The organism is Micropruina sp., from assembly GCF_047607385.1.
Classification (GTDB): Bacteria; Actinomycetota; Actinomycetes; order Propionibacteriales; family Propionibacteriaceae; genus Micropruina.
The window spans coordinates 1-11,710 of the sequence record NZ_JASGDE010000209.1 but is presented as its reverse complement, the minus strand read 5'-3'; the positions used below and the strand labels follow the sequence as shown (position 1 = coordinate 11,710).

The window sequence follows — 11,710 nt, the reverse complement described above, 5'->3', positions numbered from 1 at the left end:
TCGTGGACACGAGGCCTCCTGGGGAAGAAGGAGCTTGCTTCGACACCAACCCGTCTACCCCGGGAGCCTCACCCCCTCGCGCACCGACACGCGACACCCCACAAACCACTTCCGTAACAGGCCCTAGTCGAGATCGCGGGGCCGAGCCCGGGATGACGCGAGGCTTCTCGTCGTCCTGGCCGATGTCGCTATCCGGTGGGTTGTCGGAATCGTTGGTGGCGTCGTGGTCGTCGATGTTTGTCGACGAAACGTGGTGGAATCACTTCCGGTACTCCGTCAGCAGCGATTCTGATCTCCCATTGCAACTCTGGTACTCGTTTCTGGTCGGGTTCGAGCAGATTGTGATGATGCTTGCACAAAAGGCACAGATTGTGCAGCGCTGTCGGTCCTTTCTGCTGCCAAGGTTGGATGTGGTGGGCATCGCAATCGACGGCCGGTCGATTACAGCCCGGGAAGACGCAGCCTTGGTCACGAACATGGAGGGCGTGCCGGATCGAGGGGGTCACCAGGCGTTCCTCGCGGCCGACATCCAGCACCTGGGATGCCCGGCCCAGGATGACGGGGAGGATGCCGGCGTCGCAGGCGAACCGCCGCAGCTGACCGGGGGTCAGTGTGGTGCCGTCGACCAGCCCGGCGCCATGGCAGTCGTTCAACAGATCCTGGTAGTTGATGGTGACCACGACGTGGGGCCGGTCACCACCATGCCTGGGTGCGACCTGCTGCACGGCCGTTCGCCGGGCGAGTTCGACCAGGGCGTCGGCGCGGCGTTGCGGCCAGGACGGCTGCTCCACTCCTGGATCTCGGAGTTCCAGCGCGGTGCGGTGCATCTGCTGCGCGATCGCGTCGATCTGCGCCTTCAGCAGGGCAGCGTCCGCCGCCGGCAGCGACCCTTTGATCAGGGTGGAGCCGTGACCGTTGTCGGTGAAGTTCAGGTGCCGGTCCCGGGTCGCGTCGCGCAGATCGCGGGCGATGCGTTCCGCTTCGGCTTCCTCGGCGATCTCGGGTGCGACGACTTCGAGCGGATGCCTGCTGAGCCCGGCGAGGTGCTGGCTGTCGAAGGTGTCGCAGAACCCGACCATGGTCGCCTGCGCCTCCGACTCGGCTACCGGGCCGAGACCGGTCGGCAGCTTCCGCAACACCTGGGTCACGGCGGCGGCTTGCCGGTCATTGATCCGGCCCTCGATCAGGGCGTCGCCGACCTGGCCGAACCGATGTAGATCATGTGCCTGATGCACCATGGCGGAGGCCTGGGTCCGGGTGTAGCGAAGCTCCCCAGCCAACCACGACACGGTCGGTACACCATGCGCCGTCATCGCGGCGTCGCTGCGATCAACAGCACCCAGCACCGCGTGCAACACACCCGCGATCCGTGACTGCACGTGCAGCAGGTCCGTTACCAGGTCGAGTTGTTTCCGATCCGGCAACAACACCACATCGTCCACATTGATCTGGTCGAGCAGGCCGGTCACAGCAGCAGCGAACTCCGCTGCCGTCACCGTCCCTGCCGTGTGCCTCATACCGACAACGCTAAACGGCGGCTCTGACACTTTTCGCACCAGCAGGGCCCCCGACGATGTCGTCTTTCGACGGACAACACCTCACCCGTTTCGGACAACACTGGGACAACACCCGGGGTCGCGCTGGTCGCGCAGGTGACCGGAGATCCCGGCATTCGCCAGGATGGCGAAGGAGCCCGGGATGAAGGGCGCCGGGGTGACGAAGGGCGACTGGGCGACTGGGCGACGACAAAAGCACGACCGGCCAGAATCCTGCGGGCGGCCACTGCTTTGGCCGCTGTATCGAGGTGCCATGGTTCGTAGCGACCCACATTCCGCCAGATAGCCCGCGGCTCGACGATCGAGGTCGCGGACTCCTCGGGACCAGCGCCACGGCGAGCCCCCACGGGGGCCCGGACGGACCGACCGATGCCGACATCGTGGTCGCCGACATCGTCCGGACCCGTCGAACGCGCCTGCTGCCGAGCCGACCCCGGTATAGATCGAGTGGGTGAATATAAACTCGCCGACGTCCCTCGAACCCAGGAGCCGTTACCGATGAACATCCGCCCGATGAACGTTCGTGACGCATTCCGGCCGGAGAGCAAGCGGCGACGGTACCTCGAGGTCGAGGCCGCGCTGGCCGAGGCACAAGGGGAGATGGGGCTCATTCCGGCGGACGCCGCACTCCGGATCGCCGCGACGGCGCGCGCTGCGACTCTTGACCCGGACCGGCTCGCCGCCCGGGTGGGGGCCCACGGGCACATGATGATGGCGCTCGTCGAAGAGCTTGCCGAGGTCGTCGGCGAGCACGGCGGGTGGGTGCATTGGGGTGCCACCACGCAGAACATTCAGCAGACCGGGGACATCCTGATCCTCCGCGACGTGCACGCGACGATTCTGCGGTCGGTGCGCGAGGCGCTGCTCGCCGCCGCCGAGCTGATCGACCGGACGGCCGGGCTGCCGATGGCCGGACGCACCCACTGGCAGCACGCCGTCCCGATCACCTTCGGGCTGAAGGTGGCGGCCTGGAGCGACCAGTTCGTCCGGCACCACGAGCGGCTGCTCCAACTCGAACCCCGCCTGCTGCAGTCGATGACCGGGGGCGCGGCGGGCACGTTCGCGTCGTTCGGCGTCCGAGGCATCGAGTTGCAGGCGAACGTCGCGGTACGCCTGGGACTGTCCCCGATGGCGGTGCCGTCGCGGGCCGTCGTCGATCACCTCGCCGAGTTCGTGCTGCTGCTGGGTTTGATCGCCGCGACCGCGCAGACGATCGCCGAGGAGATGCAGCTGCTCAACACACCCGAGCACGGCGAGGCCTGCGAGGCCATTCCGCCCGGCCAGGTGGGCTCGTCCACGATGCCGCAGAAGCGGATCGCGCCGCACGTCGGCGCGACGATCATCGCCGCGGCGCACGCGCGGGCCGCGGTGCCGCTCGCGCTGGAGGCCATGCTGCAGTCGCATGAGGTGGACGGCACCCGGTCGGTTCTGATGGATCGCAGCCTGGAGCAGGCCTGCGTGGGCGCGTCCGAAGCCATGGACGCCGTGGTCGGGCTGCTTCGCGGCCTGCAGGTCGCTCCGGAGCGGATGCGGGCCAATCTGGATCTGACCGGCGGGCTGATCAACGCCGAAGCGGTGATGTTACGCCTCGGTGACGCGCTCGGACGCCAGGAGGCCCACCACGTCGTCCACCACGCGGTCGAACGGGTGAACAGCGAAGCCATCACGTTCAGCGAGGCGCTGCATCGCGACCCGCGGGTGACGACGGTGCTGTCGGACGACGAGATCGCGGTGCTGCTCGACCCGACCCGCTACACCGGCCTCAGCGAACAGGTGGCTCGAGCGGCCGCGGAGCAGGCCCGGGCTGCCGCCGGCGCGACGGCCGGGGACAGGTAGTCCGTCCTACAGCCCCAGCAGCTCGATCGCGGCCATGGCGGCGTTGTGACCGCCCACGCCGCTGACCCCGCCGCCGCGCTGGGCGCCGGCGCCGCACAGCAGGATGCCGTCGTGGCCGCTGTCCACGCCCCAGCGGCGGGCCGGGGTGTCCAGCGGGTCGTCGGCGTCCGCCCACGGCCACGACAAGGACTGATGGAAGATGTTCCCGCCGGGCATCGCCAGCGCGTCCTCGATGTCGCGGGTGGTCTTCACCTCCAGGCAGGGCTCGCCGTTGCCGTCGGTGGCCAGCAACGGCTCGATGGGCTCGGCGAGCACGGAGTCGAGGGTGGCCAGGGCTGCCGCGCGCAGTTCGGCGCGCAGCGCGTCGTTGCCGTGGCTGTCCACCAGCCGGTCGGGCACATGCAGTCCGAACAGGGTCAGCGTCTGCCAGCCCTGCGTGCGCAGTTCGGGGCCGAGAATGCTCGGATCGGTCAGCGAATGGCAGTAGATCTCAGCCGGCAACGGATCGGGCACCGACCCGCCGACGGCCTGCGTGAAGGCCGCGTTCAACTGGGTGAGGGTCTCGTTGATGTGGAAGGTGCCGCCGAACGCCGCCTCGGGGGCGATCTGCTGACGCAGCCGCGGCAGCCGGGTGAGCAGCATGTTCACCTTGGCCTGCGCGCCCTCGACCCGGGCCGGGGTCTCGCCGAGCAGCCGCGACAGCACGGACGGCGCCGCGCCGCACAGCACCAGATCCGCACCCAGCCGGTGCTCGGAGTCACCCTGGCGCCAGACCACCTCACCGTCCGGGGTCACCGAGGTCACCTCGGCGGAGGTGATCAACCGTGCGCCGGCCGCCTCGGCGGCCGTCCGCAGGCCGTCGCTGACCACGCCCATGCCGCCCACCGGGACGTCCCAGTCGCCGGTGCCGCCGCCTATCACGTGGTACAGCAGGCAGCGGTTCTGCTCCAGGCTTGCATCGTCGACGGCGGCGAAGGTGCCGATCAGGGCGTCCGTCGCGATCACCCCACGGACCAGGTCGTCGGCGACGGCGTCGGAGATCATCTCCTCGATCGGACGCTCGCACAGTGCCGCCCAATCGGCTCCGACAAGCTCCTTCGCCCGCTCGCGGGTGGGCAGCGGGTCGGTCAGGGTGGGGAACAGCGCCTGCGCAACGGCCGTGGTGCGGTCGTAGAACGAGGCGAAGCCGGCGGCGTCCGCGGCGGCACCGACGGACGCGAACGAGGCCAGGGTGGCCGCCGGGTCGCCGTTGTCGACCAGCAGGCCGCGGTCGGTGCCCGGCACCGGGGTGTAGGACGAGTAGCGGCGCCGGGCCAGCCGCAACGGAATGCCCAGGTCGTCGATCACCTGCCGCGGCATCAGGCTGACCAGATACGCGTAGCGCGACAACCGGGCGTCGACACCGGGGAACGCCGGTGCCGACAGCGCCGCACCGCCCAGGGTCTCCAGCCGCTCCAGCACGGTCACCGCCGCCCCGGCCCGGGCCAGGTAGGCCGCCGCCGTCAGGGCGTTGTGGCCGCCGCCGATGATCGCGATCGTCTTCTGCATCGAATGCCTCACTCGTTGAATGTCTGTATCGGACGCCGGACGCTGCGCGGCGGTCGTCCCCCATTGTCGCGAGTGGACGCCGGTGTCCGCAGCCGGCGCCCCGATTCCGGTTGCCGGTTAGGGCGACGGATCGGCGCCGCATCGGGCGGCGGCCGGCAATCAGGACGCAGGTTCAGCGCGCCGGCCCGTTCGGCTCCGGCGAGCCCTGGCCCCCGGTGATCGAACCCATCCGTCCGGACACCCGCTGCGCGGCCTGGACCGCCAGCGGGCCGATCTCGCGGACCTTGGACGGGGTCATCCGGGACGCCAGCGCCGACACGCTGAGCGCGCCGACCACCCGTTCGTCGACGCCGAAGATCGGGGCGGCCACGCAGCGCACCTCGGGCTCGTTCTCGCGATCGTCGATGGAATAGCCGCGGCGCCGGATGGTGCGCAGCTCGCGGCGCAGGTCGTCGGGATCGGTGATGGTTCGCGGCGTGACCGGGGTCAACGGTTCGGCCAGCACCGCCGCGACCACGTCCTCGGGGGAGTGGGCGAGCAACGCCTTGCCCACCGCGGTGCAGTAGGCCGGCACGCTGGCGCCGATCCGGGACGCCATCCGCACCGTCGACTCGTTCTCCACCTTGTCGACGTAGACCACGTTGGTGCCGCTGCGCACCACCAGATGGCAGGTGAACTGGGTGGTCCGGGTGAGCTGCCGCAGTTCCGGACGGGCCACCGTGCGCAGGTCGATCTCGCGCAGATAGGCCTGCCCCAGCTGCAGGCAGCCGAACCCGAGCCGGAAGCGGCCGGTCTCGGCGTCCCGCTCCAGCAGGTTCTCCTCGATCAGCGGCGCCACCAGCCGCAGCACCGTGCTCTTGTTCACCCCGGCCTGGTCGCTGAGTTCACCCAGGGTCAGCCAGGGCCCGTGCACCCCGTGCCGGGCCACCACGCTCAGCAACAGCAGCGCCTTGCGCAGCGATGCAGACGAGTTCCGGCCGGCCGAGGGGCGCTCGCTGCTGCTCCGCGCGCTACGCGGCCGGGCGGTCACGACGACTGCCCGCCGCCGGTCGCGTCGGTGGGAAGGCCGTGGTGCAGGGTGCCCAGCACGCCGGGACGCTTCTGCCAGGGCAGCGGCCCGGACAGCGGCCGGTACTCCACGCCCATCGCCGACAGCCGGGCCAGGTGCGCGGTCTCCAGCCGCAGCGCGAAATCGGCGTAGTCGCGGGTCTCGGCCGGCGACCACAGATTCTCCGCCAGTGCGCAGAGCCGCGGGAAGGCGGCGTACTGGACCCGGCGCGGGCTGTCCAGCTGCTCGGTCCACAGATTGCCCTGGGCGCCCAGCAGCCGCCCCGGCAGGGTGTCGTCCAGCCCGGCCGGGATCGGGTCGAAGTCGTACACCGACTCCAGCGTGGTCACCCGGCCCACCGGGATCGGCTCGTCCGGCGAATCCGACTGGGCGTAGTCGAAGTAGAGATGCCGCTCCGGGCACATCACCACGTCGAAGCCCTTGGCGAGCGCCTCGACGCCCCGTGAGTACTCCCGCCAGCAGTGGATCAGCGCACCCCGTCCGACATCGCCCTCGGCGGCCTCGTCCCAGAACGCCGGACGCCGTCCGTGCGCCCGCAGGTGGTCGGCCAGCCGGTCCAGGAACCAGCCGTGCAGGGCGGCCACGTCCGGCAACCCCAGATCGGCGGCCCGCTGCCGGGCCTGCGGGCTGGCCTCCCACTGGGTCAGCGGCACCTCGTCGCCGCCCAGCCCGATCCACGGCGACGGGAACAGCTGCAGCACCTCGTCCAGCACGGCGCGGTAGAACTCCAGGCTGGCCTCCGAAGGATCCAGCACCAGTTCGTTGACGCCCCAGCGATCCCAGACCTCGGGGGCCTCGTCGTCGGCCAGCCCGGCCAGCCACGGGTAGACCGCGATGGCGGCCTGGCTGTGTCCCGGCACGTCGATCTCGGGAATGATGGTGACCTGCCGCTGGGCGGCGAAGGCGACGATCTCACGCAGGTCGCCCTGGCTGTAGAAGCCGCCGTGCGGCGTCTCGTCGTAGTGCCCGGCGCGCCAGTCGCCGCGGGCGCTGCGGGCCCGCCAGGCGCCCCGCTGGGTGAGTTCCGGGTAGCGGCGGATCTCGATCCGCCAGCCCTGGTCGTCGGTGAGGTGCAGGTGCAGCACGTTCAGCTTGTGCGCGGCCAGCGCCTCGATCATCACCAGCAGGTCGTTCTTGGGGATGAAGTGCCGGGCCACGTCGAGCAGCACGCCGCGATAGCCGCAACGCGGCGCGTCGGCGATGGTGACCGCCGGCAGCGTCCAGCTCACCTCGGACGCCGGGGCGCGCCGGAAGGCCGGCTCGCCGAGCAGCTGCAGCAGCGTCTGGACGGCGTAACAGGCGCCCGGTTCGCCGGCCGCCTCGATCAGCACCCGCCCGGACGTGGTGTCCAGCCGGTAGCCCTCGTGGTGTTGCACGGTGCCCGGCCCGTCCGGGACGTCGGCGCGGTGGCGCAGCACGATGTCGGCCTGGTCGGCGGGCGCCGGCAGCAGGCTCCAGCCGGTGGCGGCGCCCAGCGTCTGCACCAGCAGCCGCGCGGCGCCGGCCAATTGCGGGTCGTGGTACAGCGAGGTGGCGGCCCCGGGCAGGGTGCCGGGGCCGCCGTGTTCGCTCGTCTCCAGGGGAGCGGGGAGGAGCAGGTGGTTCATCCCTTGACGGCTCCCGCCAGGCCCGAGACCAGCTTGCGCTGGACGGAGATGAAGAAGATCAGCACCGGAATGGTCATGATCACCGATCCTGCCATGATCGCGCCCCAGTCGTTCTCGTCCGGCTTGAAGAAGGTCAGGATCGCCAGCGGCAGGGTCTGGTTCTCCTGCGCCGAGATGATGAACGTCTTGGCGAACAGGAAGTCGTTCCAGGTGGAGATGAAGGAGAACACCGAGCAGGCCACCACGCCCGGCGCCACCAGCGGGAACAGGATGCTGCGGACGAAGGTGAAGCCGGACGCGCCGTCCAGCCGGGCGGCCTCCTCCAGCTCGATCGGCACCGCCGCGACGAACCCGCGCAGCATCCACACCGCGAACGGGATGGCGAAGCCGACGTGCACCACGACCAGCGATCCCAGGTGGTTCAGGCCGATCGGCGGGAACACCTGGCCGGCCTGACGCATCATGAAGAACATCGGGATGGTCAGCGCCTCGATCGGCACCATCTGGGCCACCAGGATGGTGATCAGCATGGTCGTCCGCAGCTTGAACTGGTAGCGGGTCAGCGCCACCGCGGCGAGGAAGGCCAGCACGGTCGAGACCAGCACCACGGCCAGCGCGACCACCACCGAGTTCACGAAGTAGCGGGCGAAGTCGTTCACCTGCAGCACCCGCAGGAACGATTCCAGCGACGGTGCGGTGGTGAACGGCAGCGAGTCGCCGGCGTCGATGGCGGTCTTGGGCTTGATCGCCGACAGCAGCATCCAGTACAGCGGGAAGGCGACGATCAGCGCGATCAGCAGGCCGACGGTGTCCGCCACCCACTTCACCCGCTTGCGTCCGCCGACCACGGCGGTCGAATCGACGAAGCTCATAGCTCCTCCCCACTGCGACGGATGGTCCGCAGGTAGACCAGGGTGATCAACAGCAGCAGCACGGTCATGATCACGCCCAGCGCGGCGCCCAGGCCGTACAGGCTGGCGGCGAACGCCTGCTGATAGGCGTAGACGTTGAGCACCTGGTTCTGGCCGGCGACACCGCCGCCGTTGGTCATGATGTAGATCTGCGAGAACAGCTTGAAGTCCCAGATGATCGACTGGATGACCACGATCATCATGATCGGACGCAGGATCGGCAGCATGATCAGCCGGGCGATCTGCGGCATGGTGGCACCGTCCAGCCGGGCCGCCTCGATCACCTCGGTCGGGATCGCCTGGATGCCCGCGTAGATGGTCACCATCACGAACGGGAACGAACACCAGACCACCTCGCTGGCGACCAGCCCGAACGCGCTGAGCTTGTCGTAGGTCCAGGAGTAGCCGGCGAAATTGCTGAAACCCATGCCGACCAGGGTCTTGTTGACCAGGCCCACGGTCGGTTCGAACAGGAACAGCCAGACCGCGCTGCCGGTCACCGCCGGGGTGGCCCAGGCGCCCATCGACACCACGAACAGGGTGGTCCGCACCCAGGGCCGCAGGTTGGTGGCCAGCACCGCCAGGCAGCCGCCGACCAGGATGGTCACCACCACCAGCGCCGCCGCGAACACCACGGTGTTCGCCAGCACCGACCAGAACTGCGGATCGTTGAACAGCTGCTGGTAGTTGCCCAGGCCGAGGAACCGCAGCGGCGCGTTGCCGCTCACCTGGGCCTGGCGGTAGTCGTACAGCGAGATGTTGACCAGCTGGAAGATCGGGTAGCCGAGCAGCCCGAGCATCACCAGGAAGGCCGGGGTCAGGTAGATCCAGGGTTCGATCGGACGCGCACGCAGCCCCGACCGCCCAGCAGGGCGCTTGCCCTGCTGGGTCGGAAGGGTGGGGGTTGCGGTGGTCATCAGGAACCGAAGACCTTGTCCATCGCCGCTGCGGCGTCGGTGGTGGCGGCGTCCACGGTGGCCTGGCCGGAGGCGACCTTCTGGTACATGCCGGTGAAGATGCCCTGGGCGTCGATGGTGGCCCAGTGCTCGGTGACCGGGACGAACTTGGTGCCGGCCGCCAGGGTGTCCACGAACGGCTTCAGGTAGGCGTTCTCCTTGGCCACCTTCTGCTGGACGTCGCCGAAGGTCGGCAGGTTGCCCATCGCGCCGAACATCTTCTCCTGGTACTTCTTGCTGGCCAGGATCTTGACGAAGTCGGCCGACAGCGTCTTGTTCTGGGTCTGGTTGAAGATGCCCAGGTTGTTGCCGCCGGCGAAGGCCGGGGCGATGCTGCCCTTGCTGGTCCCCGGCAGGGCGACCACGGCGAATTTGTCCTTGACCTTGCTGTCGGCGACCGCCTTGTAGCTGAAGTCGCCGCCGATGGTCATCGCGGCCTCACCGGCGTTGAAGGCGGTGACGGCTGCGCCGCCGGTCATCTCCGCGCAGGTCTGCGGCGGGCAGATGTCGTCCTTCATCAGGTTGGTGTAGGCGGTGACGCCCTTGCGGGACGCCTCGGAGGTGAGCGCCGAGGTGAACTTGCCGCCCTTCTCGGTGGCGATGTCGCCGCCGTAGGCCCACAGGTAGGGCATCGCCGAGAACTGCGATTTGCCGCCGACCGCGATGCCGAGCATGCCGGAGTTCTTCTGCCGCAGGGTCTTGGCGGCCTTCTCCACCTCGTCCAGCGTGGTCGGAACCTCGAGCCCGGCGGCCTTCAACAGGTCGGTGCGGTAGTAGAGGGCCCGGACGCCGACGAACCACGGGATGCCGTAGTTCTTGCCGCCGACATCGGTGGTGGCGAGGATCTTGGCGTCCAGATCCTTGCCCTCGTCCCAGCCCTTGATCACGTCGGTGACGTCGGCCAGGCCGCCGGCCGCCACGTAGTTGGCCAGGTCGGTGTTGCCGAACTCGGCGACGTCCGGAGCGCTGGACGGGTCGTTGAAGGCGGCTTTGAACCGCTCCGCCCGGCTCTCCACCGGGATGTACTGGACCTCGACCTTGCTGCCGCTGTGCGCGGCCTCGAACTCCTTGATGGCGTCGTTGACCACGGCGGTCTTCGGATCCTGGTTGACCTCGGAGAACAGCCAGACCCGCAAGGTGCCGGTGGTGTTGTCGGCGGTGGGTCCGCCACCGCCGGCAGTCGGGGGCGCACAGGCCGTCAGGCCGAGCGCAGTGACGGCGAGCGCCGCAGTGGCGAGCCGAATATTCTTCATCGTTCCTCCCTGAACTGGCCGGGCGGAGGGTGGCCCGGTTTGGCGCAAAGAGTACGTACAGCCAACGTCGGTCCGACAACAGGTGCAGGTCAACGTTTTGCAGTGCAGCACGTGTGTCGCCAGCCGGTTACGGGTCCGTTGCGGGTCGCCGTCGATGTCGGTTCCGGTGCCGATCGGCGGAGTTGTCGGCGGCGGCTGGCAGAGTGCGCGGAGAAGGAGGATCCGCCATGGAACCCAAGGACGTGTTGCTGAGCTACCTGGAAGGTGGCCGCGAGGCCGTGCTGTGGAAGCTGGAGGGCCTGAGCGAGTACGACCTGCGCCGTCCGATGACGGCCACCGGGACGAACCTGCTCGGCCTGGTGAAACACCTGGCCAGTGTGGAACTGGGCTACCTCGGCGAGGTGATGGGGCGGCCGTCCGGCGTCCCGCTGCCCTGGTACGACGAGCCGGGCCAGCCGCCGAACGCCGACATGTTCGCCACCGCCGACGAGAGCGTGGAACAGATCGTCGAGCTCTATCGCGGGGCCGGACGGCACAGCGCCGCCACCGTCGCCGCGCTCGACCTGGACGCCCCCGGCAGGGTGCCGTGGTGGGGAGAGCGGGGTGACGTCACGCTGCACCAGGTGCTGGTGCACCTGATCGCCGAGACCCACCGGCATGCCGGGCACGCCGACATCGTCCGCGAGGCGATCGACGGGGCGGCCGGCATGCGTCCCGGCGTCGACAACCTCGCCGAACTGGACGCCGCGGGCTGGGCCGAGCAACACCGCGAGCTGCAGGCCATCGCCGAGCGGTTCCGCGAGCATGCCGACTGATCGCCGCATTCTTAGCCTCGATCCACCGATTGGCGCCTACTGCGCGACCCCAGCTGGGCGCACTGGCTTCGCCGGACCCGCTCACCGTACGACCCGGTACGCCTTCGCGTTCCCGGCTTGCCATTGCACCCATCTGGTGCCGCTCGCTACGGCGCCCAT

The 11,710-nt window shown here is 69.4% G+C and carries 9 protein-coding genes; 2 read left to right on the top strand and 7 right to left on the bottom strand.

Annotated features, from left to right (window positions below):
- Nucleotides 1-188: 188 nt before the first annotated feature.
- Nucleotides 189-1,469 carry a DUF222 domain-containing protein gene (locus QM582_RS17915; RefSeq protein WP_415086698.1) on the bottom strand — a complete coding sequence of 427 codons (1,281 nt, stop codon included), beginning with the start codon at nucleotides 1,467-1,469 and terminating at the stop codon, nucleotides 189-191.
- Nucleotides 1,470-2,069: 600 nt separating this feature from the next.
- Here QM582_RS17915 and QM582_RS17910 point away from each other — a divergent pair.
- Entirely contained in the window at nucleotides 2,070-3,392 is a 1,323-nt protein-coding gene (locus tag QM582_RS17910) for a lyase family protein (protein WP_415086696.1), read from the top strand.
- 6 nt (nucleotides 3,393-3,398) lie between these two features.
- Here the strand turns inward: QM582_RS17910 and QM582_RS17905 are convergent, their stop codons facing one another.
- From QM582_RS17905 to QM582_RS17880, 6 genes are all read right to left on the bottom strand, one after another.
- Nucleotides 3,399-4,940, bottom strand: a complete 1,542-nt coding sequence (locus tag QM582_RS17905; RefSeq protein ID WP_415086694.1) for a phytoene desaturase family protein — start codon at nucleotides 4,938-4,940, stop codon at nucleotides 3,399-3,401.
- Between the two features lie 172 nt (nucleotides 4,941-5,112).
- The gene (locus QM582_RS17900) at nucleotides 5,113-5,970 is read right to left on the bottom strand and encodes an IclR family transcriptional regulator (protein ID WP_415086692.1); all 858 of its coding nucleotides are present in this window, start codon (nucleotides 5,968-5,970) and stop codon (nucleotides 5,113-5,115) included.
- On the bottom strand, nucleotides 5,967-7,616 hold the full coding sequence (locus QM582_RS17895) for a beta-N-acetylhexosaminidase (RefSeq protein WP_415086690.1): 1,650 nt from the start codon (nucleotides 7,614-7,616) through the stop codon (nucleotides 5,967-5,969). Before QM582_RS17895 ends, QM582_RS17900 begins: the two co-directional genes overlap by 4 nt.
- A complete protein-coding gene (locus QM582_RS17890; protein WP_415086688.1) occupies nucleotides 7,613-8,488 on the bottom strand; it encodes a carbohydrate ABC transporter permease in 876 nt (291 codons plus the stop codon). Before QM582_RS17890 ends, QM582_RS17895 begins: the two co-directional genes overlap by 4 nt.
- Nucleotides 8,485-9,444, bottom strand: a complete 960-nt coding sequence (locus QM582_RS17885; protein ID WP_415086686.1) for a carbohydrate ABC transporter permease — start codon at nucleotides 9,442-9,444, stop codon at nucleotides 8,485-8,487. Before QM582_RS17885 ends, QM582_RS17890 begins: the two co-directional genes overlap by 4 nt.
- Nucleotides 9,444-10,736, bottom strand: a complete 1,293-nt coding sequence (locus tag QM582_RS17880; RefSeq protein WP_415086684.1) for an extracellular solute-binding protein — start codon at nucleotides 10,734-10,736, stop codon at nucleotides 9,444-9,446. The genes QM582_RS17885 and QM582_RS17880 overlap by 1 nt, the downstream gene beginning before the upstream one ends.
- A gap of 227 nt (nucleotides 10,737-10,963) precedes the next feature.
- Between QM582_RS17880 and QM582_RS17875 the strand changes: the two genes are divergently transcribed.
- Complete coding sequence (locus QM582_RS17875) at nucleotides 10,964-11,551, top strand: DinB family protein (RefSeq protein WP_415086682.1); 588 nt, start codon at nucleotides 10,964-10,966, stop codon at nucleotides 11,549-11,551.
- The last annotated feature ends 159 nt before the right edge of the window (nucleotides 11,552-11,710 follow it).